The 26,073-nt window shown below is 52.4% G+C and carries 25 protein-coding genes; 6 read left to right on the top strand and 19 right to left on the bottom strand.

What is annotated here, in order from left to right:
• Positions 1–26: 26 nt before the first annotated feature.
• A complete protein-coding gene (locus tag QT231_RS19025) occupies positions 27–503 on the top strand; it encodes a 6,7-dimethyl-8-ribityllumazine synthase (protein WP_308338402.1) in 477 nt (158 codons plus the stop codon).
• A 114-nt stretch (positions 504–617) separates the two neighbouring features.
• Here the strand turns inward: QT231_RS19025 and QT231_RS19020 are convergent, their stop codons facing one another.
• From QT231_RS19020 to QT231_RS18975, 10 genes are all read right to left on the bottom strand, one after another.
• Positions 618–1,337, bottom strand: a complete 720-nt coding sequence (locus QT231_RS19020; RefSeq protein ID WP_308338401.1) for an FCD domain-containing protein — start codon at positions 1,335–1,337, stop codon at positions 618–620.
• A gap of 59 nt (positions 1,338–1,396) precedes the next feature.
• Positions 1,397–2,149, bottom strand: coding sequence for a glucose 1-dehydrogenase (locus tag QT231_RS19015; protein WP_308338400.1), 753 nt, complete (start codon positions 2,147–2,149; stop codon positions 1,397–1,399).
• Positions 2,150–2,161: 12 nt separating this feature from the next.
• Entirely contained in the window at positions 2,162–3,013 is an 852-nt protein-coding gene (locus QT231_RS19010; RefSeq protein ID WP_308338399.1) for a TIM barrel protein, read from the bottom strand.
• A 9-nt stretch (positions 3,014–3,022) separates the two neighbouring features.
• On the bottom strand, positions 3,023–3,904 hold the full coding sequence (locus QT231_RS19005) for an NAD(P)-dependent oxidoreductase (protein WP_308338398.1): 882 nt from the start codon (positions 3,902–3,904) through the stop codon (positions 3,023–3,025).
• Positions 3,905–3,911: 7 nt separating this feature from the next.
• Positions 3,912–5,171 (bottom strand): TRAP transporter large permease, encoded by a 1,260-nt coding sequence (locus QT231_RS19000; protein ID WP_215091739.1) that lies wholly within the window; start codon positions 5,169–5,171, stop codon positions 3,912–3,914.
• Positions 5,168–5,737, bottom strand: a complete 570-nt coding sequence (locus tag QT231_RS18995; protein WP_308338397.1) for a TRAP transporter small permease — start codon at positions 5,735–5,737, stop codon at positions 5,168–5,170. Before QT231_RS18995 ends, QT231_RS19000 begins: the two co-directional genes overlap by 4 nt.
• A 15-nt stretch (positions 5,738–5,752) precedes the next feature.
• Complete coding sequence (locus QT231_RS18990) at positions 5,753–6,733, bottom strand: TRAP transporter substrate-binding protein (protein ID WP_308338396.1); 981 nt, start codon at positions 6,731–6,733, stop codon at positions 5,753–5,755.
• Between the two features lie 89 nt (positions 6,734–6,822).
• Positions 6,823–7,818, bottom strand: a complete 996-nt coding sequence (locus QT231_RS18985; RefSeq protein ID WP_308338395.1) for a transketolase family protein — start codon at positions 7,816–7,818, stop codon at positions 6,823–6,825.
• A 12-nt stretch (positions 7,819–7,830) separates the two neighbouring features.
• Entirely contained in the window at positions 7,831–8,691 is an 861-nt protein-coding gene (locus QT231_RS18980; protein ID WP_308338394.1) for a transketolase, read from the bottom strand.
• 559 nt (positions 8,692–9,250) lie between these two features.
• Complete coding sequence (locus QT231_RS18975; RefSeq protein WP_308338393.1) at positions 9,251–10,273, bottom strand: LacI family DNA-binding transcriptional regulator; 1,023 nt, start codon at positions 10,271–10,273, stop codon at positions 9,251–9,253.
• A gap of 265 nt (positions 10,274–10,538) precedes the next feature.
• On the opposite strand from QT231_RS18975, the gene QT231_RS18970 reads away from it, so the two are divergent.
• Genes QT231_RS18970 through QT231_RS18955 form a run of 4 tightly spaced genes read left to right on the top strand, consistent with a single transcriptional unit; the run spans position 10,539 to position 14,363 of the window.
• Positions 10,539–11,537, top strand: coding sequence for a tripartite tricarboxylate transporter substrate binding protein (locus tag QT231_RS18970; protein WP_308338392.1), 999 nt, complete (start codon positions 10,539–10,541; stop codon positions 11,535–11,537).
• 30 nt (positions 11,538–11,567) lie between these two features.
• Positions 11,568–12,041 (top strand): tripartite tricarboxylate transporter TctB family protein, encoded by a 474-nt coding sequence (locus QT231_RS18965; RefSeq protein WP_308338391.1) that lies wholly within the window; start codon positions 11,568–11,570, stop codon positions 12,039–12,041.
• A gap of 4 nt (positions 12,042–12,045) precedes the next feature.
• On the top strand, positions 12,046–13,578 hold the full coding sequence (locus QT231_RS18960) for a tripartite tricarboxylate transporter permease (RefSeq protein ID WP_308338390.1): 1,533 nt from the start codon (positions 12,046–12,048) through the stop codon (positions 13,576–13,578).
• Complete coding sequence (locus tag QT231_RS18955) at positions 13,575–14,363, top strand: aldolase/citrate lyase family protein (RefSeq protein ID WP_308338389.1); 789 nt, start codon at positions 13,575–13,577, stop codon at positions 14,361–14,363. Before QT231_RS18960 ends, QT231_RS18955 begins: the two co-directional genes overlap by 4 nt.
• A 102-nt stretch (positions 14,364–14,465) precedes the next feature.
• On the opposite strand, the gene QT231_RS18950 is transcribed toward QT231_RS18955, so the two are convergent.
• From QT231_RS18950 to QT231_RS18910, 9 genes are all read right to left on the bottom strand, one after another.
• Positions 14,466–15,371: a ribokinase gene (locus QT231_RS18950; RefSeq protein WP_308338388.1), complete on the bottom strand. Its 906-nt coding sequence runs from the start codon at positions 15,369–15,371 to the stop codon at positions 14,466–14,468.
• A 140-nt stretch (positions 15,372–15,511) separates the two neighbouring features.
• Entirely contained in the window at positions 15,512–16,468 is a 957-nt protein-coding gene (locus QT231_RS18945) for a D-ribose ABC transporter substrate-binding protein (RefSeq protein ID WP_308338387.1), read from the bottom strand.
• Between the two features lie 78 nt (positions 16,469–16,546).
• Positions 16,547–17,662 carry an ABC transporter permease gene (locus QT231_RS18940; RefSeq protein WP_308338386.1) on the bottom strand — a complete coding sequence of 372 codons (1,116 nt, stop codon included), beginning with the start codon at positions 17,660–17,662 and terminating at the stop codon, positions 16,547–16,549.
• Positions 17,663–17,687: 25 nt separating this feature from the next.
• Positions 17,688–19,229, bottom strand: a complete 1,542-nt coding sequence (locus QT231_RS18935; RefSeq protein WP_308338385.1) for a sugar ABC transporter ATP-binding protein — start codon at positions 19,227–19,229, stop codon at positions 17,688–17,690.
• A gap of 9 nt (positions 19,230–19,238) precedes the next feature.
• Positions 19,239–19,883 (bottom strand): DUF2291 family protein, encoded by a 645-nt coding sequence (locus QT231_RS18930; RefSeq protein WP_308338384.1) that lies wholly within the window; start codon positions 19,881–19,883, stop codon positions 19,239–19,241.
• 50 nt (positions 19,884–19,933) lie between these two features.
• The gene (locus QT231_RS18925) at positions 19,934–21,037 is read right to left on the bottom strand and encodes an alcohol dehydrogenase catalytic domain-containing protein (RefSeq protein WP_308338383.1); all 1,104 of its coding nucleotides are present in this window, start codon (positions 21,035–21,037) and stop codon (positions 19,934–19,936) included.
• A 412-nt stretch (positions 21,038–21,449) separates the two neighbouring features.
• Entirely contained in the window at positions 21,450–22,430 is a 981-nt protein-coding gene (locus QT231_RS18920) for a sugar-binding transcriptional regulator (protein WP_240488127.1), read from the bottom strand.
• A gap of 38 nt (positions 22,431–22,468) precedes the next feature.
• The gene (locus QT231_RS18915; protein ID WP_308338382.1) at positions 22,469–24,199 is read right to left on the bottom strand and encodes a dihydroxyacetone kinase family protein; all 1,731 of its coding nucleotides are present in this window, start codon (positions 24,197–24,199) and stop codon (positions 22,469–22,471) included.
• A 93-nt stretch (positions 24,200–24,292) separates the two neighbouring features.
• Complete coding sequence (locus tag QT231_RS18910; RefSeq protein ID WP_308338381.1) at positions 24,293–24,766, bottom strand: RpiB/LacA/LacB family sugar-phosphate isomerase; 474 nt, start codon at positions 24,764–24,766, stop codon at positions 24,293–24,295.
• 356 nt (positions 24,767–25,122) lie between these two features.
• On the opposite strand from QT231_RS18910, the gene tal reads away from it, so the two are divergent.
• Complete coding sequence (tal, locus tag QT231_RS18905) at positions 25,123–26,070, top strand: transaldolase (protein ID WP_308338380.1); 948 nt, start codon at positions 25,123–25,125, stop codon at positions 26,068–26,070.
• The last annotated feature ends 3 nt before the right edge of the window (positions 26,071–26,073 follow it).

The raw sequence follows: 26,073 nt of genomic DNA, 5'->3' as shown, positions 1-26,073 counted from the left end.
TGGTAAACAATCCCCATAGGATGACCATGAATCAGACCCAACACTCTTCATCAGTGCGCGTTGCCTTTATCGAAGCATCTTGGCATCACGATATTGTCACCCAAGCCAGAGAAGCATTTATTGCTCAACTTACCAGCGAGCATGGCTTTTCTGCTGATCAAGTAGAGATATTCCAAGTCGCAGGGGCTTACGAAATCCCGCTTCAGGCTAAACTACTCGCCAAAACGGGCCGTTACAGCGCCATTGTGGGAGCAGGCTTCGTCATTGATGGCGGCATCTATCGGCACGAATTCGTTGCCCAAGCGGTCATTGAAGGCATGATGCAGGCGCAACTGGACACTGAAATCCCCATTCTTTCGGTTGTGCTGACGCCTCATCATTTTCATGAACACAGCACGCACCATGCGTTTTTCCATGACCATTTCCGCGCCAAAGGCAAGGAAGCCGCCGAAGCCCTGGTCATGACCCTGGAAAACCATAAAAGGATTCAAGGGCTAAGGTAGGTCACTGCCCCCTCCTCTGGATGCGCTTAGGTAGCGGTCAGTCTAAATATCTGCTCGCTACCCTAGTCAATCAAGAGGTTTTGCGGCCTAGGATTCTTTGCCATACAGCAGCATCTACTCGGCAAACATGCCTAAACTCTCTGCTTTCGGGAAGCTACGCATCGTCTGCTGATTCCACGTCTCAAAGTGATCGTGCATTGCCTGACGCGCAAGCTCCCGGTCACGGGTTTTAACGGCAGCGACAATTGCTATATGCGTCTCGTTAGTTTTCTTTTGTGCTTCTTTAGATTGCCGTGCCAAAATCCTGCGCTGGTGAAGCACTTTTTTCAGTACCGATGATAACCCTTGGAAAATAATCAGTACTGCAGGGTTTTTGGCCATAATGGCCAACAATTCATGGAATTCATAATCCGCCTGAATGCCTTCAAGAACATCGGATGACGTTACGATTTTTTCGCAGAGTAACTCTAGCCTTTTGAGCTCATGAGCCTGATGATTAACCGCTGCCGCCTGCACGATCTCCTTTTCAAACATCTCTCTCGCCGTCTCAAGATGATCGACGGAGACGTAGTTGAGCTTAAGCGCCAGCTCAAAATAGAGCTGGATAAAAACAGGTTCGGGCATTTTAAGAAAGGTACCACTACCCTGCTTGCGTTCGATGAAGCCAAGACTTTGCAATAAAGAAAGGACGTTCCTAACCGACGAACGATGCATATCAAAATGCTCACACAACGCTCTTTCTGCCGGCAGCTTTAACCGGCCATCCTTAGTCAGTTCGGAGACCGACACAAACTCCTTAAGCCTATCCAAAAGATTCGGATCGATCTGACTCATAACATCATCCAAGCGCCACCCCTATAACGTATCGTAAGCATAGGGGCAGCTTAGCATAATCAATGAATGTGCATACCGCCGTTAACATCCAAGGTGGCCCCTGTAATGTAGCTGGAAAGGTCACTCGCCAAGAACAGGAAGGCCTTGGCTACATCTTCCGGAGTGCCCATTCGTGCCATCGGGATGCCTTCTAAAATCTTGGCTTTCATCTGGTCGTCCAACTTGCCAGCGGTAATATCGGTAGCAATCAATCCCGGCGTTACGGAGTTAATGCGAATACCATAAGCACCAAGCTCGCGCGCCATGGCTTTGCCGAGCCCCAACATTCCAGCCTTGGCAGCACTGTAGTGCGGCCCACCGAAGATACCACCGCCCCGCTGTGCAGAAACCGAAGAGGTGTTAATAATTGAGCCCGACTTCGCCGCTTTCATATGTGGCACGACAGCTTGCGACATATAGAGCATACCGCGGAGGTTAACGTCCAAAATGCGGTCATAGTCTTCGGGTAAGATCTCTTCGAACTTTACCGGTTGGGTAATGCCTGCGTTATTAATGAGAGCATCAATGCGGCCAAATTTATCCATGACTGACTTCGCTAAATTGAAGCAATCATCACGATTCGCTACGTTTCCAACCACTACTAGCGAGCGCTCTGGGTCAAACTCGCTGCGCACCTTATCGCAAGCCTGCTCATTAATATCAGAGATAACGACCGAAGCCCCATGCTCGTAGAAGAGCTTAGCGGTTCTCAAGCCAATACCTTTCTCACCTGCAGCGCCTGTAACGATACATATCTTGTCTTTAAGTAGCATAACGTTTTCCTTTTATTGATTTGTAGTCGATTGTTTTTGAAGTAACTCCAGCTCCATAAGCGAGCGGGAAATGTGCGACTCGATTACATCGAGTGGCAATGGTTGTTCATCGCGCCAAGGTTGAGCACTGGCATCACGATGGAGGCGGAATGGGAGCTCGAGCGAAAACGGCTTATTTTGGCGAAGAAGCTCCGACGCCAGCGCAGTGTCATTCACATCCCCTGCCCCCAATGGAACGAAATCAATGCCGCCTTCACGGCGCACACAGGGTTTAAGGTGGAAATGGTCGGCAAGATTCATTGCCGCACGAGCATCTTCAAGCGGATCTCGAGCTGGACAGTGGGCTAACAGGTTGCCGATATCGTAATTAATACCAAAGGCCTGGGCGTCCAGCTGTTTAAGCAAGCCCGATGCGTCACCGGCGTGGTCGAGTAAGTTAGGAACGCCATTGCCGGGATTCTCAAGCAGAATGCGCACACCGTAGTGGTGAGCAATCGCAGCCAGGGCATCAGCCTGTGCAAAGAAAGTACCTGCGCGATCACGCGTAGCGGCGTTAGTAATCACACAGGTGGCCCCTAAAGACGCAGCAAAACGACAGCGTGCTTCAAGCCTGGCAGCTGCGTTTTCAATGCCCAAATCAATATGGCCGGAAAAATAGCGGCACTGCTGGCCATGGCGCTGCATTTCACTTTTCAGCTCTCCGGCGAAAGCTTCAGTAAAGTCGCTATCGGTAAAGGCTTCTACATAGCCATCGATAAAGGCAAACTCCACATTCCTTACGCCGCACTTCGCCATCGATGGCAGAATCACATCAAACCCGTAGCCGTCGTAAGCCGCAGTACTGACAGATATAAAACTGGGCATTATGTCTCCTTAGGCTGTTCCGTTAAGCAGTCGGTAAGTGCGAATCAGTTGGCTATCATCTAACTTGCCCTCTCCTCGCTCAGCGCTGGATATAAATAGCTGACGCGCGGTTTCTGCCAGTGGCGTAAACGCCTTGGAGGCCTTGGCTGAATCACAGACGATGCCCATATCTTTGCAGAAAATATCGATCACACTGGTAATCTCGTTTGGCTCAGCAATCATCCTGGGGCCACGATCTTTCAGCATCCAGCTTGACGCTGCCGAACCCTGTAACAGCGACAGCATTGTTGAGGCATCAATACCGCTCTTCTCTGCAAGCGCTAGCGCTTCAGCAGCGGCGGCAATGTGCACGCCGCATAGCAGTTGATTAACCGCTTTCATCGCCGCGCCCTGCCCCGGCTGTTCCCCGGCTTCAAAGACAACTTTGCTCAATATTTCAAACGCTTGACGGCATTTCGACAAAGCATCTTGGGTGCCGGCTGCCATAATCGTGAGTTCACCCGCCTCGGCACCCACCACTCCGCCTGACACCGGGGCATCTATGAAGTGCAGGTCAGGCCTAATCACCGCAACGTCTTTTGCGATAGCCGCCGTATCGTCTGGGGCGATGGTCGACATCTGGACAACACAAGCGCCATGACTAAGCGACTCGATACCGTTGGTACCAAACAGCACAGAACGCACCTGATCAGCATTCACCACCATGATAAAAAGTGCTTCGCAACCGGTCAGCCCGCGCTGTTTTTGCTCTGATGACATCACCTGGTCGTTGAAAGCCGTTTCCGTTGACTCAACAGCATCTATACCCAGCACCTGGAAACCACCTTCTTTCAGCCGGGTTGCCATAGGCCACCCCATGGCGCCCAGCCCTGCAAATGCGATAGTTTGCATAACCACCTCAGTAAATAATCAGAGCTGGCACGTAGGACACCAGCAGCAACACGACAATGGCCACCAAATAGAAAGGCCCCAACTCCTTTACCACGGCGCCAATACGTTCACGGGCAATGGCAGAAGAGACAAACAGAGTGGTGCCGATGGGGGGCGTGAACAGGCCAATGCTGAGGTTCACGCACATGATGATGCCAAGTTGCACCAGATCTAGCCCAATCGCGTTGGCGATGGAAACCAGCGTTGGCCCCAACAGCAAGATTGCAGCGGGCAAATCGAGGAACATACCGATAAATAGCATCAGCAAGTTGATCGCCAAAATGATCAAGATAGGGTGTTTTAGATACTCCACCGCCCATTGGGCGACGGCCTGCGGCACACCACCCGACGTCAGAATGTAAGCAATGATGTTGGCCGCCGCGATAATCAGCATCACAATGCCCGTGGTGATCACTGTGTTTACTAGTGCACTCATGACACGATCAGCCGTCAGGTCACGGTAGATAACACTACTGACTACCAGGGCATAGGCAACGGCGATGACACTTACCTCTGTGGGTGTGGCAATCCCCGCGCGCAGCAGCACGACGATAAATACCGGCATAAGCAACGCGGGTAGCGCGGTGAACAGCGTGTTTCTTATTTCGGCGCCCGTATACTTGAGCGTAAGACGAGGGAAACCACGACGTCTTCCAATGATATTGCAAGCCAGCATCATGCCACCCGCGAGCATCAATGCCGGTATCACTGCGGCAATGAACAGTGAGGCTATGGAAGTGTTCGAGACAGTAGCAAACAGGATAAGTGGGATAGAGGGCGGCATCAGGCCAGCAATCACAGAGGAGGCTGAGGTAACAGCAGCGCCGAAAGCGCCAGGATAACCCTCCCTCTTTTGCCAAGGGATAAGCATGGAACCGAGTGCGGACGCCTCTGCTACCGAAGACCCTGAGACCCCACCGAAGACCGTTGAGCCCACCACGGTGACCTGACCTAGCCCGCCGTGATATTTACCCACCAACATGGAGGCTAAAGCCACTAACTTCTGTCCTAGCTTGCCGGACATCATCAGCCCACCGGAAAGAATGAAGAAGGGTATCGCCAGCAAAGGAAAACTTTGTGTCGGCTGAAAGATCTTCATAACCGCCATACTGGATGGCATAGGGCCAAAAACGGATAGCGCCGCCCAACCGCTTATAACCAGCGAGTAACCAACCGGCATCGCCATTAATAGCAACAAGACAAAGCCAATGAGCATCTGGGCCGTCATATCCCTTCCTCCCCGTGCGAGACTTGAGGTTCAGAGGATTGATTCAGATCTCCTCCGCTGAGCACCATTGCGATGTTGATGAACGAAATAACGGCTAATCCCATAAAGCCAACAATGACTGACCAGTAAGCCCAGGACATACCGATACGGGTGATTGGCAATCGCTGGGAGCCTGCAATTTCGACGACATCCAACCCGTGGGCTGCCATAAAGCTAAAAGCGATCATTGCGATTAGGTTGACGGCCAACACAACTACCTTCTTGGGTAGTCTTGGCAGCTTTTCGACTACCAGCTCGACACCAATGTGCTCGTTCCTTGCCGCCGCAGCGACGATGGCACACATCGTTAACCAGGGAAAAACCAGGTTAGGCACTTCCGCTACCCAGCCCAAATTGGTAGAGAACAGGTACCGAACCACCACACCCAGTAATAGCGACACAAAGATAGCCACAACGGCGACGATGGATACCCATTTGAAGGTGTGATAAATCAAACGTTTTGAGCTCGCTAACAGTGAAGTGGGCCCGCCCACTTCACCGCCGCGGCTCTCTATTGAGAGCGACATGAAAAGCCCCTTCCGTTATTGCGACTCGCGCTGAGCCGCATTGACGACCATTTCGACCAGTTCGGGGTACTCTTCTGCCCATTGGTCATAAACGGATGAAGTGGCTTTAATGAAAGGCTCAGGATTCACTTCGTTAAAAGCGACACCTGCCTCTTCCATTTTGCTTCTCAGCTCATCGTCGGCTTCAAGTGATGCTTGGCGATTAAACTCGCCCGCCTCAATGGCCGCTTGCTGAATTACTTCTTGATATTCGGGAGAGAGCGTATCCCAGACCATCTTGCTCATAAGCAGAGGGGTTGACTCATACTTGTGGCCTGTCAACGAGATATAGTCTTGCACCTCGTGAAGCTTGGATGAGTAGATATTCATCAACGGATTTTCCTGACCGTCAACGACTCCCTGCTCAAGGGCGATATAAAGCTCAGAGAAGTTCATTGGGGTCGGGTTTGCGCCTAACGCCTCAAAAATATCAACCGTCATCTCATCGGGTGGGGTTCGAATTTTAAGACCTTCCAGGTCGGCAGGGGTCTCGATAGGGCGAACATTGTTGCTAACGTGACGAATGCCGTTATCCCACAGCGCCAAAAGAACAAGGCCCTTTTCTTCCGAAAGCCTTTTCAGCTCATCACCGACTTCGCCGTCCATGACCTTCCATGCACTGGGGAGAGAGTTAAACAGAAACGGTAGCCCCAGAACCGAGAACTGCGGCACAACGCTGGATGTCGAGCCCTGGCTATTGGTACTAAAAGCCAAGGTTCCCATTCTCATCTGGGTGATGGCTTCCATATCGTCGCCATACTGCGCATTACCACCAACATCTACTATTAATTCCCCATTGGTTCCTTCTTCGACGAGCTCTGCGAAGAGCTCGGAAGCATCCCACTTGGGGTTACCTTCCGCCGCATTGTGGGCGAGTTGCAGGGTTTGCTGAGCAGCGGCATTACCACTAATGAAAAAGGCGCTGGCGATGACAGAAGCAAGGACTGTTTTTTTCATGACGTTTCTCTCTATTAAAATATTTGTTGTTAGAAATAGCAGCTACTTTACGTGGCTGGAGTCTTAGCGTGATGATCTACTTAGTACTTTCAGGCAACGTGCTGCTTTAGCGTTTTGATCACCTCCTTGGTTGAAATACCGTAACGGTCATGCAGGGTAGGTAAAGCACCGGCATCCAGAAATTCATCGGGAAGACCGATCTGATTAAATTTGACGTGCACACCCTCTTTCATCAGCAGCGATGCGATGCTTTCGCCCAGGCCGCCAATAACTGAGTGGTTTTCGGCCACGAAGACTGGACGTTCGGGGTAGCGACGGACTTCTTCCAGAATGGCGCCGGTATCTAGCGGCTTGATCGTGGCACAGTGTAAAACGCCGACATTCGTGCCTTTTTCTTTCAGTTCGTCGGCAGCCTCAATCGCGCGCATGGTCATAAGTCCAGAGGAGATGATCAGAGCATCCTCTCCATCCAGCAAACGCTTGGCTTTGCCGATCTCGAACTTATAACCTTCGAAACGATCCAGAACGCGAGGCACCTTGCCACGCAGTAGGCGTAAGTAGACCGGACCATCAAAATCGATCATCGCCTGAACTGACTGCTCAATATCAACCGCATCACAAGGGTCAATGATGGTCAGGTTCGGCATGCCACGGAAGATGGCGATATCTTCAGTAGCCTGATGGCTGGGGCCATAGCCCGTGGTCAGCCCGGGAAGTGCGCTAACAATCTTGACGTTGAGCTTCTCTTCGGCAATAGCTAGGCAAATAAAGTCGTAAGCTCGGCGTGAAGCGAAAACGCTATAGGTCGTCACGAAAGGGATAAAGCCTTCTCGCGCCATACCCGCACCTGCCATCATTAGTAGTTGCTCAGCCATGCCCATCTGGTAATAGCGATCCGGGCAGGCCTGGGCGAAGATATGCAGATCGGTATATTTGCCCAGGTCGGCCGTCATACCGACAATCTTGGGGTTTTTCGCAGCAGCCTCTACCAACGCATGGCCGAAAGGCGCGGCGGTTGTGGGCTGGTCTTCGCCCGCGATGGACGCAATCATTGCCGAGGTCTTTAGCTTCTTCTTGGCGCTCATTTCATTTCCTCCTTACTGGACACCGTAAACTTCATCGAGCTGTTTGAGCGCCACACTCCACTCATTCTCGTCGACACGAATAAAGTGGTTTTTGTCACGTTCTTCGAGGAAGGGCACGCCGCGTCCCATCAAGGTGTCGCAGATAATCACCCGGGGCTTGTTTGAGTCACTGGCTAGCGCACTGTCGAAGGCCTCTACCAATGCTTCAAGATCATTGCCATCAACACGGTAGGTTTCCCACCCAAACGCAATCCACTTATCAGCGATCGGCTCGTAGTTGAGTACGGTGGAGGATTTATCGTCGGCCTGCTGATCGTTGACATCGACAATGGCAATCAGGTTATCCAGCTTCCAATGGGCTGCTGACGCGACAGCTTCCCAGGTCGAGCCTTCATTTAGCTCGCCATCTGAAAGCAGGTTAAAAATACGTGAAGCACTCTCTTTGCGCTTTAGGCCCAGCGCCATACCTACGCCGATACCCAAACCATGGCCTAGCGAGCCGCCGGTGATTTCCATGCCCGGCGTGTAATTGGCCATACCCGACATGGGCAGGATACTGTCGTCGCTGCCGTAGTCTTCGATCTCTTCCTCGCTAATAACGCCAGCCTCGATCAGCGCGGCATACAGCGCGATAGCGTAATGCCCGATAGAAAGTAGAAAACGATCACGCCCTTCCCAGTCAGGGTTCTTGGGATCCAGCTTTAGCGCATGAAAGTAAGACACTGCCAAAACATCGGCAATCCCAAGCGCTTGACCAACGTACCCCTGCCCTTGCACCTCACCCATCCGCAGGGCGTGGCGGCGAATTTTGTAAGCCCGCTGGCGAAGCGCCTCGATAACACCAGCCCTCGACACGGTAGCTGTTTGACTCATTCCAGTCACCTCCAAATGGTTGACCATTTGAAGATAGAGACAATTGCGATAGCTTGAAACGAAACTTTAGTCTAAGAGGCGGCTGGAGAGTGAATGTAAAAACTATTAGAACCACTCAAAAGCTACGCTTTCAAATTGCAAACATAGACAAAAAAACCATTAAAACAAGTAATTAATTAAAAGCAAGACAAGCTATGGCTGCCCAGAAAAAGGAAGGCCAATCGATGACATTGGACAATGAAGGGAAACCAAAAATTTCCTAAAACCAAAAATGGTTGACCAATTAAAAGGATTTTGAAAATAGTTGGATGGAGTTTTTATAACGTCCCAGCACTGTGTGGTTGCTGTTACCAGATGCAATACCGAGTAAACCGAACAGTGATGCCCAAATGCCAATAGCACCTATGTTCTTGCTCAACCAAAGTGACACCCAACATTGGCATCATGGATGTAGGTAGGGTGGGTAGCTCAGGATCGGGACAAGAGGCGCCCATTTAAGGGCGGCCAGTTCTCATCACCACAATGCTCACCGTAATGGTGGTCAGATAAGTGCCATAGCTCATGCTGCCGGCCCGGTACTCGCCCGCACCACCAGCTCGGGCGGTACCACCTTCCGAACCGGCGGATATCGCTCCCCCGCCATACGAGAAAGCAACAACTCGCTGGCACATTGACCAATTAAATCAGTGCGAACCCGCACACTGGTCAATGCGGGTGCAGAGTAGGCAGCCGCAGCCATATCATCGAAACCAGTGACAGAAATATCTACACCTGGGCGCACCCCATGCCGATAGCACGCCGCCAACACGCCAAAGGCGATGATGTCCGAAAAGCAGATAATAGCGGTCGGTGGCTCCGGCATCGCAAGCAGTTGCTTTAGCATGGAATCCCCGAAGTCCAGCGTCGTCGGCCCATGGTGGATCGAATCACTGGTGACCGGCAAACCCACAGCATCCATCTGCTGGCGAAAGGAGCTCTCTCGATCTCGGGCAGTGGACGTATCCCCCCCACCACCCAACCAAGCGAAGCGACGATGCCCTGCTTCATACAAATGTTCGAATAACAGACGAATGCCTAGCACATCGTCGTTGATGACCCGATCAAATCCTGTATCAGCGACATCCCGGGAAATCAGCACCAGCGGGAAATCCTGCAGATGCTTTACCTGAGGCCCATCAAGATCTTCTCGGGTGGTACCGGCGACAGGCACCAGAATCAGCCCAGCGGCCCCATGCTCGGCCATCTGACGAATAAAGCGCGCCTGAATCGATGGTGTTTCATGAGCATGGCAGAACAGCATCATGCGATCCGCCTCACGGAAGCGCGCTTCCATGTGCCCGAGGAATTCGGTGAAAAAGGGGTTGCTCAAATCATTGAGACATACCGCCACTGTGCCACTATCACCTCGCCGCAGACCCGCTGCATGCCGGTTATAGACATAACCCAGTACCTGCGCTGCCTGCTGGATACGCTCCCGGGTCGCTTGGGAAATTCGCGGATCATCACGCAGGGCTAATGATACGGCAGAAACAGTGACGCCTACCTGATCGGCGATTGTTTTAAGTGTCGGACGGCTTGCCATATAAAAAATCTCTACTCCCATGATTTACAGGCGACAGAACGCACTCTAGTACGCCAGTCTTCTTTTAGCATTGTTTGCAACATACTCTCATAGCGCCTTTTTTAGTGATATCGCTATCCCCATAAGAGCGGAGTAGCAATTTCGATACGCGACCAAAGTTGCATTTATTCAATCGATTGAACTATGTAAAAACTAATCATGAAAGCATCCCAAAAACTACTCCAAACAGCCTCATGATCCCTCGCCATTGCTAGGAGCACACAGCATGATGAGCACAAACTCGACAACAATAATGACCGCCTCACTGGCCCTATGGGCCTCGTTAGCAGCGACCCACGCCTCAGCCGACAACCCTGAAACCTGCAGTTGGCAGCCCGAGCGAGCCGTCACCTTTATCGTTCCCTGGGGTACTGGTGGCGGCACCGACGCCAATGCACGTCGGCTGGCCAGCCTACTCGAGGAAGAAATGGGCGTGCCCTTCAACGTCATCAACCGCACCGGTGGAAACGGCGTTGTAGGCCATACCTCAATCGCCCGTGGCAATCCTGACGGCTATACCATTGGCGCCGCCACGGTCGAGATCGACACCATGCACTGGCTCGGCCTAACGCCGCTGACTTATCAGGACATAACGCCCATCGCATTGATCAACCGCAGTTCGCCTGGGGTAGTGGTACAAAAGAGTTCGCCCTACGACACGCTTGAGGCTCTGCTCGACGAGGCACGCCAAAACCCAGGGAAATTGACCGCTTCGGGAACCGCCCAGGGCGGCATCTGGCATCTCGCCCTGGCCGGCATGCTCAAGGCCGAAGGGTTGGCTCCTGATGCCATTCGCTGGATCCCTAGCCAAGGCGCAGGGCCTGCACTCAAGGAGCTGATGGCAGGGGGCATTGATGTCGCCACACCTTCGCTCGCCGAAGCCCGCAATCTGATCGAGCAGGGGGAGCTCAAGGCGTTGGGCTACATGAGCGATACGCCGATGGAACAGATGCCAGAAGTCCCATTGACTGCAGACACACTGGAAAGTGGTTGGACACTGAGTGCCTTTGTCACAGTCAGTGGCCCAGATGGATTGCCGGACGAAATCGCCTGCGCTTACGAGCAGGCGATCGAGACAGCTATCAACAGTGAAGCCTGGGCCGAGTTCAAACGCAGCAGTGGCACCCAGGTAGTGTTCGAGAATCGTCACGAGACCGCTCAACTCCTTGCCGAAGCCGACCGTCAGCTGGGCGAAGTGGTTGAGGCAATAGGCCTCGCCAGGTGATCGAGATCTATCGCTAAGCAGGAGGTGTTCATGTACTGCAATGATCGCTTGTCGGGGAGCCTACTGGTTCTCTTCGGCGCACTGGTGCTCTGGCGCGCCTCAACCTTCCCGACCCTAGCCGGGCTGGAGTACGGCCCCGGTCTGTTTCCCTCTATCGCGGCAATCGGTCTGATAATTTGCGGCGCACTGATCGGCTTAGGATCGCAGGGGCGGCGAAAAGCGCAGAACACCTCGACAATGCCGCCTCGACAATCAGGCTGGCGGATGGCGGCACGCCCCCTGGCCCTACTGATCGTGATACTCGGCTATGGCCTATTGCTCGACCTCTTGGGATTTCATATTGCTTCCTTCATGGCAGTCTCCGCTACAGCCCTGATCTTCGGGATGCGGGCAGGAAACGTAGTACTGCTAGCACTCCCCTTGGTGATCGGCGTGCATCTGCTGTTCTATTCACTGCTGCGCGTCCCGCTCCCCTGGGGCCTGCTGACACCACTGGCATGGTAACGCTATGAGCGCCTCGACCCTCACTGCCCTATTCAGTCCAGCATCCTTAGCAGTCATTGTCGCCTGCACACTCTATGGCACCTTCATCGGCGCCATGCCAGGCCTAACCGCTACAATGGCGGTGGCCCTGCTGGTGCCTTTTACCTATTTCATGGATCCGCTAATCGCGATCAGCGCCATCGTCGCCACGACTACCACAGCGATTTTCGCTGGCGACGTACCCGGCACCTTGATGCGCATCCCCGGCACGCCCGCCTCTGCGGCCTACGTCGAAGACGCTTACCGCCTGTCCTGCGCCGGGCGTTCCCGCTCGACGCTGATGGTATCGTTGTTCGCCGCCTGCATCGGCGGCCTGGTGGGCGTCGCCATGCTGGCGCTCATCGCCCCACAGTTAGCGCGTGTGGCGGTGCAGTTTTCCAGCTTCGAAACCTTCTGGCTGGCAAGCCTGGGACTGAGCTGCGCGGTGCTGACCAGTAACGGTAGCGTCGCCAAGAGCTTCGCTAGCCTGTTCATTGGCTTATTCATCGCCACGATAGGCATCGATGTCGCCGTCGGTCATCCTCGCTTCACCTTCGGTCATTACGAACTGTTCGATGGCATCAGCTTCATACCTGCCATCATCGGCCTGTTTGCCCTCAGCGAGATTCTGCGCAGTGTCCAGGCAAAACGCGGCGAGCAACCCAAAAACGCTACCCAAGAACCATTTGCCCAGGCGTTACAGGAGGCAGGCCGCACGCTGCGTCGCTTCAAGCGTAACATCGCCCGTTCCAGCGTGCTGGGCACCTTAATTGGCGCGTTGCCCGGCGCAGGGGCAGATATCGCCGCGTGGATTTGTTATGCGATTTCACGGCGCTTCTCACGCCATCCCAAACGTTACGGCACGGGATATATCGAGGGAGTGGCCGATGGCGGTTCCGCCAACAACGCTGCCATCGGCGGGGCATGGACGCCAGCCTTGGTGTTCGGCATACCGGGCGACAGTGTCACCGCCATCGCGATTGGCATCCTGCTACTCAACGGAATGTCACCTGGGCCGCAGATATTTACCGAATCGCCGGAACTGGTACATACCCTTTACGGCGCCTTCGCACTAAGCAATCTCGCTATGGTTCCGGCCGGCCTGCTGGTGATCATGATTTCCAGCCAGGTGGTGCGAATACCGCGGCGGGTACTGATGCCCATCGTGTTGTTGTTCTCATTGGTGGGAGCTTACGCCATCACCAACTCGGTCATTGCCATCTGGACCGTGCTGGCGCTGGGTGCCCTAGGTTACGCCATGGAGGCCAACGGCTTTCCGCTGGCACCCGCTATCCTCGGCATCGTCCTCGGCAAAATCGTAGAGGAAAACTTCATGACCTCAATGATGAAAGCTCAGGGCGACTTACTAGCCTTCTTTGATCGGCCCTGGGCGGCGGCGCTGGGCATCCTAACCCTGTTGCTCTGGGCGCTGCTGCTGGCCCGGGGCATTTACGAGAACGTGCAGCGCCATTACTACCCTAGTTCCTCTACCCGCTCGGAAACGGAGACCTCTTTATGAACCCACGCAATCGCACCAAACTCGCCCTGCAGCAGGGCCGAACTGTTAGCGCTCTGTGGCTGGAAAGCGCCAGCCCTGAACTGGCTGAAGTCGCCGTCTGGGCAGGTTGGAAGACCATTCTTATCGACAATGAACACGGCGTCTCCAGCCTCGAACACACTGCGCACCTAGTTCGCGCCATCGAAGCCGCAGGTGGTGAAGCGGTTTTACGCATCCCCGCCAACGACCCGACCTACCTGAAAAAGGTGCTCGATATGGGGATACGCTCAATCATGGTACCAATGGTCAATAGCGCCGAGCAGGCTCAAGCTATCGTCGACGCCTGTCGCTATCCTCCCCAGGGGCAGCGCGGTTATGCGGCGCCGATCGTGCGCGCTTCAGGCTACGGCGCTTTCAGTGACTATGCCCGCCAGGCCAACGACGACCTGCTGTTGATCACCCAGATCGAGCATGTCGAAGCGGCAGATAACGTTGAGGCGATCGCAGAGGTCGACGGCATCGACATGCTGTTCATCGGCCCCAACGACCTTGCCGGCTCCATGGGCCAGCTCGAACGGCTAGAAGCGCCTGAAGTACGCGATTTGATCGGGGGTCTGGAGCGTCGCATCGCCGGTAGCGGGCGCTGGATGGGCACTATTACTGGCCCAGGACGCGACGTCGCCAATCTGGCCCAAAGTGGCTATCGCTTCGTCGCAGGCCCCAACGACATCGCGCTATTCGCCAACAATCTGCGTAAGGAAGCAGCCCTATGGCGTGAACAATCGGCTGATTTTGACGCTTGCTAGTCTCTAGCTATCAGAGAACCGATCCAGCCGGGGGCCACCGCCACCGGCTATTGCTGCCACGCAAAATTAAGTTAATTTAATAATATTGATCGCTTCCGCACTTTATAGCCCTTCTTGTTGATGCATTACCTTATCAACCTCTTCTGCCATCGGGATACTACTGGCAGCACCGTACCGTTGAACCGCAAGAGCCGCCGCCGCTGTTGCCCGTTGTAGACACTGAAGTGGCTCGAGGCCCGCCTGCCGAGCCGCTAGGAAGTAGCCGACAAAGGTATCACCAGCTGCCGTTGTATCGATGGCTGTTACCTTTAAGGCCGCTTGAAAAAAAGTCTCACTGTTATGCTGATACCAAGCTCCCTCACTGCCAAGCGTAAGAACCACCTCAACATCTCTCAGTGTTTCATTAAAACGCCTTAACAAATCGGAAGCACTCGACTCTATCGGCATACCCAATAAGAGCGCTGCCTCTGTACGATTAAAGAAGAGTAATTGACACTGATCCAAAGGAAGCGATGAGACCTCATCATCCATGGGAGCAGCATTAAATATCACCTTGCAACCCCGACTGACCGCTAGGGGAATAAGCTTATCAAGACCATTGCATTCGTTTTGTATAAGTATTGAGTCGTCAGGGCTGGCTTTTGCCAGCAAAGCAACGATCCGCTCCTCGGTAAACCCATGGTTAGCGCCAGAGAATAATAAAATAGCGTTTTCACCACGTTCATCAATTTGGATAATCGCATGCCCGCTTGGCTCGTTAGTGAGTTCGATATCACTCACGTCAACACCGGTGCGCTGCATCTCCTCGGTCACCCAGGCATCCGTCAAGGAGACTCTCCCCCAATGACTCACCGCTCCCTTGGCACGTGCTATCGCCAACGATTGGTTGACCCCTTTCCCACCCAATCCACTATTATATTTATCGCTTTTCAGCGTTTCGCCGGGGCGAACAAAATATGGGACATGATAAGTATGATCGATATTGATTGAACCAAAGTTAAAAATCATTGGCACCTTCCCTTGCTTTAATAATCAACCATTATTATAACTTTTATTTACACAATGAACACGCTCAATAAAAAAGCCAGCCGGCATTAAAACCGACTGACCTACTTGCCACCTCTCCTTTCCTACTGAACCTTTACTACTTACTCTTCTAGCACAAATGGAGACGTGTAATTATCAACATTATCCGGCGTGATAAGGATACAGTCATAAAGCTGCTTTTCACTATCCAGCCCGGTTTCACCTGTGTTGATGTAATGATCAGCAATTTTTACGGCATCTTCAGCAAACACGGCCACCGGCTGTAGAACCGTATAGGCCAACTCGCCCGAGCGCACCGCATCAACAGCATCTGGCGAGCCGTCAAAACCACCGACCAGCACATCGTCTAACCGCCCCTCCTGCTTTAGAGCAACAATAGCGCCTAGGGCCATTTCATCGTTACCGCTGATCACGCCTTTAATGTCAGGATGAGAACGGAGCATGCTCTGCATCTTATTGCGCCCTTCAGTCCGGCTCCAATTGGCGATATCTGATGCCACTAGATTAAGGTCGGGATACTGGCTCAGTACTGTCTCGTAGCCATTGGATCTTGTCGCGGCATTGTTATCAGAAGGCGGCCCCTCTAATTCTATATAAGAACCTTCTCCACCCAGCTGCGTCGCCCACTCCTGGGCCCCTAACGCGGCACCTTGCGCATTATTGGAAACCAGCTGCACCTTAGCCAACCCTTGCTGGTTAATTTCAGCGTTAATAATGAATACAGGAATGTCTGCCTCTACGGCACGTCTCACGGCACCAATGGAGCCGTCCACATTAGCAGGATCCAGAATGATCGCTTTAGCCCCATTGGTAATCGCCGTATCGACCTGATTGCTTTCAGTGTTGGTATCACCCACATGGGAACTGACATTTGCTTCATAGCCCAACTCTTTTGCTGTGCGTTCAGCAATTTTTCCTTCCGTTTGCCAATAGGGATTTGACATATCATTGACAATAATTGAGATCAGCCCCTTATCCTGAGCAACTATAGAGCCGCTAAAGAGCATCGAGACACTGGCGAGTGCTGTAAAAAGCATTTTTTTACTTTTTGGAAGCATGGTTATTACCTCATAGTTATGATTGTTAGTCTTTGCATAGGCAGACCTGAGCAGGTCACACTTCTAAGCAGTGCTATGTTAAGTAGCACTTACTCTAGAATCGTCGCGATTAACTTCTGTAGTCTTTTTATCGGCTTTTTGGGAGGTCTTGTTTTTAGCACTGTATTGGACATTATTTAACATGACAGCAAAGACGATGACACTGCCCGTGAATACCATCTGCCAGTATGCAGACACACCGATAATGACAAGACCATCGGCTAGAAAACCAATTACAAAAGCACCCAATAAAGTGTTTCGGATCGTGCCACGCCCCCCCATAAGCGAGGCTCCACCAATCACAACCGCAGCAATCGCTGTCAGTTCATACGTAGTGCCTGCCGTAGGCCCCGCAGATGTCAACTGTGAGGCAAGCACAATTCCCGCCATGGCAGCACATACGCCAGAAATGATATAAACAGAGAGCTTAACTCTATTGACCGGCACCCCGGAAAGCTCTGCTGCGCGCGCATTGCCACCCGTAGAGTAAATCCACCGGCCAAAAGGCGTGCGGCCAAGAGCCAGCATGCAAACAATCGCGACACAAAAGAGTATTAAAACCCCTACCGGAATACCCAATAATTTATTAAACCCAAGCCATTCAAACCCTGTGTTACCTAGCGCAGGATCGCCACTTAAGCTATTAAAAGTTAAACCATCTGTGAGTAGCAAAGCGGCTCCGCGGGCGACATACAGCATGCCAAGAGTGGCCACAAAAGCAGGCACTTTGAAGTAGGCAACTAATACACCATTGATAGCTCCCACTAGCCCGCCTAGTAAGCAGGTAAGTACCACAACGACCCACACTGAAGGGAAGAAGGCTAAATCAAGTGCCTCAATTTCTATCCCTTCTAGCAGCATACCCGCGAACACCCCGCAAAGTGCCAGCGTAGAGCCAACCGACAGGTCTATGCCGCCGGTCAGAATAACAAACAGCATACCGATGCCTAGCAAGCCAAAAACAGCCACATGCGAAGACATGGTTAAAAAATTACCCGTGGAGAAATAAACAGGCGAGAGTATGGAAAAGACAATAATGATCCCGATTAAGGCGAAAAAAGCCCGACCTTCCAGCAAAACCTTGACGATATCGATACTGCCTTTATCAACCTGTAACGCGTTATTGTTATGATGAGACATTTTTTGATAAGACATGGTCATTACCTATCCGATTGAATAATCACGCAGCAACTGATTCGCCCGAAGCAGCCATAATTTCATCTTTCGTAACACCCGGTTTGAATTCAGCAGAAATCCGCCCCTTGCTCATCACCACCACTCTGTGCGGAATACTTAAGCACTCGCTTACTTCAGACGTGGTAAAGACAACCGCTAACCCCCGCCGGGCCCCTTGGCTTAATAACTTGAACACTTCGGCCTTGGCACCCACATCAATGCCACGGCTCGGCTCATCGAGCATGATGACGTCGGGATTAGTCGCCAACATCTTACCGATCACCACCTTCTGCTGGTTACCGCCAGACAGTGAACCAATGCTAGCCTCGCCACCGTCTGTTTTGATATGCACATTGCCAATAGCTGAATTAATCATTTCTGCCTCCAGGCGTGATGAAGTAAGCCCCTTGCGGGTAAACGCCTGGATACTGGCCAGCGACAGATTTCTACCGACTGACAGGGTGGGCACCAATCCATCGCGCTGACGATCCTCAGGGACTAACACCAACCCCCTCTCGATTCGCTGGGCAATGTTGTAATGCGATACATCAGTTGAATTGAGCAGGATATCTCCCTTGGATTGCCGGGTTCGCCCTGCCACACACTCCAATAACTCAGTTCTGCCAGCGCCCATCAGCCCATAAATGCAGACAATCTCACCTGCGCGCACATCCAGCGAAAGATCCTCAACCACATAACGACCTGCCACTTTATCGTCGCTTACGCATAGGTTCTGAATAGAGAGCGCGGTGGCACCCTGCTCATAACCTGTCGGCGGTGAGCCAAGATCGAAGCTCTCTCCCACCATATGCCTGACAATCCACTGCAGGTCGATGTCGCAACGCGGGGCATAAGCCGTCATGACGCCATCACGGAGAACAACGGCATGATCGGTAATCTGTAGTGCCTCCTCCAAATGGTGAGAAATATAAACGATCGACACACCCTTGTTTTTGAGATCCTCGACGACGCTGAATAGCGTCTCGACCTCCGTTGCACTCAATGCGGAGGTCGGTTCATCCATAATCAAAATGCGTGAGTTCTTGGACAACGCTCTTGCGATTTCAACGATTTGCTGCTGCCCCACACGTAGATCTTCGACTAGGGTGAGAGGATGGATCGGTTCGCCAAGCTCCTCCATTAATAATTCCGCCTGACGCGCTTCCTCTTTATAATCGACGCTGCCCCTCCCTTTAGTCAGTTCACGGCCCATAAAAATGTTGTCGCGCACGTTCAGGTTAGGGGCCAAGCTCAACTCCTGATGAATAATGGTAATCCCCAACGCTTCGGCATCCGACGGCGAAGAAAAACTAACACTCTCCCCTTCCAACACAATCTCGCCAGCCGTCTGGGTAATGACGCCAGACAGGATTTTCATCAGCGTGGATTTACCCGCTCCATTTTCACCAAAGAGTGTTGTCACTTGACCTCGATATATATCGAAGTTCACCTCTTTAAGGGCTTGCACGGCGCCGAAACGTTTTTCGATATTGCGTGCAGAAAGAATCACCGGCGCCACTTCCACTGTTGATCTATCGATACTCATAGCCGCCCCTCACTCAATGATCGCCATACTCACGGGAGTAATTAGCCAGTTTTTGGGATTTATCATGGTAAAGGAGCCGACGACTTCTAGCGTTTTTTCGGCTAAATCCTGTCCGGAAATATCGGCAAGCACTTGACGCTTCATTTCGTCATTAAGCGCTGCGCCAACGTCTTGGTATTCGATCTGATTGGTGAAGTCACCAAATTGGATACTGCCGGTTGTATCTCTTAGCGTAGTGCCATTAATGGCTGGGCCCGTTTGCAGGCGAATAACGATATCTGAAGGCACATCGGCAACATCTAGGGTGTAAACACCCCCTCGCCCTTCTACAACAACACCTGAGAAAGAGACTGGCACGATATGACCAATGCCAGCAGCGACACCGTATTTCTCACCTGCCGCGCCGGCATCTTTAAGCACTTCTGGCGCTAATACCGCTGCATCTACGGCGTTATTCTCGACATATGCCTGGATCTCGGGAAATGTTTCCCGAGCAAATTGCTGGGGTGAGAATCCCACCTCGCTCTCAAGTTCAGTAAGACTAATGACTTTGGTATCAAACGCCATGAGTGCAACCAGCACTAAAGCACAAGCCGCTGCTATATAGACTTTTATACGCTTTTCACTGGGCACCGAATTTAATGTCGCCGACATAATCACTCCGGTTATCATTGTAGTTATAAATAAAAAGCTTCGGCTATTCACTACGAACCAGGTATTAACACAACCTTTAGCGCGTCAGGGTCATTACGCATTAAATCTAGCCCTTGATGGAATTCAGCCAATGGCAGCTTGTGAGTCACTACATTGTCCGTTGGAAAATCACCATTACCGATGCCTTCGATCACAATTGGGTAGCAATAAGGGCCTAGATGCGCACCCAGGATATCGAGCTCTTTACGATCGCTAATAATGCTCCAATCAACCGTAACAGGCTCTTTGAATACGCTGAACTCGACAAAACGGCCCAGTTTACGAATCATATAAAGGCCTTGCTCTACCGACTTAACGGCGCCAGTGGCCTCAATATAGATATCGCAGCCATAGCCTTCCGTTATACTTTTCACGTAGTCAACAACATCGACTTCAGCAGGATTCAGGACAATGTCGGCACCAAACTGTTTGGCAAGTTCTAACCGCTTATTATTGAGATCCAGCACGGCCAGCTTGGCAGGTCCGGACTTTTTGATCGCGCCTATCATCCCTAGCCCTAAGGTTCCCGCACCGGAGAGTACAACCACATCCCCCAGTTCAATCTGTGCACGTTTAACGGCATGTAATGAACAGGCATAGGGTTCAATAAGAACCGCTTTTTCCATCGGAATCTCATCGGGCAACTTGTGATTAATGGCTTCTTTGGGAAAGACCATATATTCGGCCATACCGCCATTCACGTTATGCTGAAACCCGTAGACATCGTGCTTTTCGCACATCCAGTACTGCCCACGTTTACAGAAGCGACACTCCCAACAAGGCACAATTTGCTCAGAAATAACGCGGTCACCGATCTCCAGATTTTTAACGCCTTCCCCTAAAGCCATCACGTGACCAATAAACTCATGACCTGGAATCATCGGTGCTTTGATATAAGCGGGCTGGGTCTCGTCTCCCCAGAAGCTAGGGGCGCCTTCATAGGCTTTGAGATCGCCTGCGCAGATTCCGCATGCTTCGACCTTAATCAGAACTTCACCCTCGCCCGCCTTAGGCATGTCCACCTCTTCAAGGCGATAATCACCAGGCGCGTAGGCTACGACGGCTTGCATGGTCAATGGCAGTTCGGCTTGATTGTTGTTATCGGCGTTATGCATTATTCACTCCTAATGTGTCTTGTAGTGCCTAGCTAGCGATGCTTGCATTACAAAAGATCTTATTGTGTACATATGAATTAACTGCCTTAAGCGTAGCTCAGTCAATCCATAATGGAATTTTCTGATCTTATACTTTAGACCAATAATTCAATTCATTGATTTTTATATTTAAATTTAAAAAATGGAAACTATTTGTTATTTCAGCCATGTAGAAATGACTCTTTAAGCCATGCTATATGTTCTTACATCGTTCAAATGTACATTTTCCAGACAGTCGTTACTGGCATCGTAGCAATAGGAGGGGGCAAGCCAGGCGTGCCAAAAGGCGCGCACACCTCAAGGAGCGTGGCTGGGAGCGATTGGGCGCAATGCGCCCAAGGGTCTTTAAAAGGCAGCGAAGCTTGAATACAAATTAAGCACGCGCCTCTCCTTGAGTCGCCTCATCAAGACGCAGAATGGTGTGGGCATTTGTGACGCTAGTGGCCAGCGTATCGATGACCCCGGTACGCAGCGCACCCAGTATACCGACCGCTTTAGTATTCTCACTGGCGATAGCGATAACGTCTGGAATACGGGTGAGATCCTGGATATTGAGCCCGACCACCCGCCCCTGCATCTGCGACGCAGAAGGCTGCCCATGTATATCGATAAAGTCATAGCCCATCATATCGCCCACGGTTCCAGAGAGCCGCGCTTCAGCAATTTCCTGAGCGGAAAACCATCCCATACGCACCATATTACTGTCTTCACTCACGTCACCGACGCCAATCAAAGCAGTATCCGCGCGTCGAGCACGATCCAGCGTCTGGCGAACGGTGGAGTTTTCATACAGCGCATCCCTAAGCTCGCCGTTCTGTACCAGCGCAGGGGCATAAAGCGTCTCGCTGTCGCCGCCAAACCGACTCGCCAGGCGCCGACAAATATGGTCGGGATTCATATGCTCGCCTGCGCGCAGCGAGCCGCCGATTGCGCACACAAATGAAACCTTTAACGACTCGGAGAGAAAAACATTATCCGCCACCGCGGCGACGTTACGCCCCATGCCAACGGCCACGATCTGGCCATCGGTCAAACTACGCGACAGATGGTCGGCCACTAGACTCGCGACAGACGAGCGCTGCACATCGGGGTCGGCATTATCCAGCGCAATCAATGCTCGCTTCAGGCCAAAGCGCCGTTTGAGCTCCTGCTCAATCTCGATACTAACGGCGGGATGCAGGCGCACGCGAACATCCACTATCCCTTCTGCCTGTGCTCGCTTGAGCAGCCGCCCTATGCGCACACGCGAATGCCCGAGCCTATTAGCAATCGCTTCCTGCGTCTCCCCCTGCACATAGTAGAGCGTTGAAATCTCTGTCATTAAGTCTATATCTGCAGCGTCTTGACCATTCATCCTCGGCATCCAGGAGTTGTTGAAGGGCATGTATCATGTCAGCTTGCTTGACACTTTTTCAATACAGGAATCAGCGCCTGAATAATCAGCGCCAATGAAACCGAGCCAGCATCAGGTGTCCCCACGCTTTTCTCAGCCAATGGGCGTGCGCGGCCCACTCGGGGAATTAATTGCCTGGTAGCCTCAGCCGCCTCACTCGCTATGGGTGCGGCCGACTCCCAGCAAGCTACAGCTCCCTGGCCTTTCTCAGCCTGCAAAGATAGGGCATCAGCAAAAGGCACCAGCACATCGACAAGCGTTTTATCACCCAATTCAGCCTTCCCGAATGCCATCACTTGCTGGCGGGCATTGACTACACCAGCAGCAAGTCGCTGCCCTGAGAGCGGCTTCTGATTGCCAAGTGCTTCCCCCATCGCTTTTAAGATAACCCGCCAGATAGCGCCAGAGGTGCCGCCCGCTTTATCAGACCAGCGCTGCCCAGCCCACTGCAGCACTGTCTCTGCGCCCGCCCCTCTATCGCAAGCTTCTTTGGCCGCTGCAAGCGCGGCCTTGCTGCCCCGCTGCATACCAATGCCGTGATCACCATCGCCAGCCACTGCATCAATCTGGCCCAGCATCTCGCAGTTTTCATTAACTGTATTGGCGAGCACTTCGAGCGCCTCGACGACGCTGCAGGCTAATTGCCGCGAGGCATCGCTAGCCTCGGGGATCTCATCTTGAGTTACCACCTCGACTTCGGCCGGATCCAGCGCCTGTGCTGGCGTCACACTGCCTTTTCGATAACCCGGCGCATCCGCCGCAGCGATCCACAACGGCTCCATGTGTTTATCAAGCCAGAATAGCGTCAGTGAAACCCCGGCCATATCAAGACTGGTCACCAGCTCGCCCACATCCGGCTCTATAATGGTGACCCCAGCCTCCTGCAGCAATTCGTCAACCTTGCGATAAATAACGAACAGCTCTTCATACTTAACGGTACCCAAACCATTGAGTATCGGCGCCACGCGAGCCCCTTTGATACTGATACCTTCAGGTACTTCTTCCAATAATCGGTCGACGAGAATCTTGGCCAAGCCGTCTGCGGAAGGGATATCCGTCTCGCTAATGCCCGGTTCACCGTGGATCCCCAACCCGATGGCCATCCTGCCTTCGGGCACATGAAAGAGTGAATCGGCTGCGCCCGGCAACGTGCATCCCTCGAACGCCACCCCAAAAGAGCGCGTGCAGCGATTGGCTTCTTTCGCCACTTGAACTACTTCTTCCAGTGACAATCCATTCTCTGCGGCAGCGGCAGCAGCTTTGAAAACGGTTAAATCGCCGGCGATGCCCCGGCGCTTATCAATCTCCGCCAAGGGCGCACTGGCGACATCATCAGTGACCAACACGATTTCACAAGCAATACCGTCCGCGATCAAACGCTCGCGCGCCTCGCCAAAATGCAGAACATCCCCGGCATAATTGCCAAAAGAGAGCAGCACACCACCGCCGTTGTTAGCGGCTTTGGCGACGGAGTAGACTTGTTGCGCAGAGGGCGAACAAAACAGATTCCCCATGACCGCCCCATGGGCTAAGCCCTGCCCAACCAGTCCCGCAAAGGTGGGGTAATGGCCGCTACCGCCGCCAACCACGACCGCAACAGTGCCTGGCTGGCTGCGAGTACTGCGCACAACACCTCCTGGCACAGCCATCAACTTATCGCGATGCGCGGCTACTAAGCCTAAACGGGCTTCTTCTGGAAAATCACTGGGGTCATTAAATAGGCGTGTCATTATTATATCCTCTGGAGTGAGGCCTAACTGCGTGATCACAGTTTGCATGCTGTTGTTATTAATCAGCGTCGACGAATATAAGCGATCCCACGATTACTGAGTATTCTGCCGGGACTCATATTCGTCAATTTTTGCTATTTTTAATTCGGAATTACCACCCGCAAAGTTACTACCCAAAAAGGTGGCCACTATTGATTTCGCCAACTCTGGCCCAATCACTCGGGCCCCCAGCGCGATAATCTGGGCATTATTACTGGTGCGCGCCTTTGCCGCTGAGTATGTATCGTGGGCCTGCGCAGCGCGGATTCCAGGCACTTTATTGGCAGAAATAGCCACTCCGATTCCCGTACCACAAACCAGTACAGCACGATCGAAGCGCCCCTCCTTAATAGCCGTAGCCACCTCAAAGGCAATATCGGGGTACAGCACGGGCTGCGCATTGAAAGTGCCAAAATCTTCGACTATGTAGCCCAACTCCCGGATATAACCAATGAGAATCTCTTTCAAGTCGTAAGCGGCTTCATCACCACCAATAGCGACTCTGAGAGGAGGCGTCGCATTAGACATTCATGCTCTCCCTTTCCAAAAAATAGACACATGGACGACTGACAACGAGGAATACCGCTACACAGTTGCCAGTCGGCTACTGACCCTATTCAATCTATCACCAACCGAGCATATGTAAAGATAACGATCATAAGATCACACTATTTTTTGGTAGGAGAAAAAGAAGACAAAAGCAGCGAAATTCACCAATATATTGATATTAATATGAATATACGAAAACAAACCAATGACCACAGCGCCTTATATTTTTGCTTCAAGGCCTTAAAACCTATCCAATCAGTTCCCTTATTTGACTAAACTGATGAAAATGATCAATCATCTGATCACTTAATGTACATTATTCACGAGGATGAGCGATGTCACTTCTAACGGGATTACGCGAACACTCACTGGTCGTGGCCGACACGGGCGACTTGGATGCCATAAAGCGCTATCAACCCCAGGATGCCACCACGAACCCTTCTTTGATTCTCAAGGCCTTCGAGCTACCGCGCTATCAAGAGATGATCGATAAGGTGATTGCTGAATCACGCCCCAAGGAGAGCGGGCCGAGCCGGATAGTTGACCAACTGTCGGTTGCGATTGGCGAGAAAATTGCCAATGTGATTCCTGGACGTATATCGACAGAAGTGTCCGCACACCTCTCTTTTGATACTCAAGCCAGCATCCGCAAGGCCTACGAACTGATTGAGCACTACGAAAAACTGGGCATTAACCGCAACCGCGTTTTGATTAAGCTCGCGTCAACCTGGGAAGGGATCCGTGCGGCTGAGCGACTAGAGCGTGAAGGGATCAACTGCAATTTAACGCTCTTGTTCAGCGATGCTCAGGCGCAGGCCTGCTTTGATGCGGGGGTGTATCTGATCTCACCCTTCGTTGGCCGCGTTAGCGATTGGTACCAAAAGACAACAGGCAAGCAGTTCACACCAGCAGAGGATCCTGGCGTGCTATTTGTAAAAGGGATTTGCGAGAAGGCTGCCGCTGGTCGTTACGACACTGTGGTTATGGGGGCGAGTTTTCGTACCACCGATCAGGTCTTGGCGCTGTCGGGCTGCCATCGCCTGACCATCTCTCCCGCCCTGCTAGAGCAGCTTGATAGCCTGGAGGGAGAGGTCACCCCCAGCATCCAACCACAATCCGTCACTCATAAAGCATCCACACCGCTATCAGAAGCGGCGTTTCGTTGGCAGCACAACCAAGATGCCATGGCCAACGAGATGTTAGCTGACGGGATCCGCCGCTTCGCCAGCGACCAACAAACATTAGAGTCGCTGATCACTCAACGCCTGGCTGCTCGTGCCTAACGA

The organism is Halomonas sp. SpR1, assembly GCF_031010175.1.
Lineage (GTDB): Bacteria > Pseudomonadota > Gammaproteobacteria > Pseudomonadales > Halomonadaceae > Vreelandella.
This window is presented reverse-complemented; position numbering and strand designations above follow the sequence as displayed.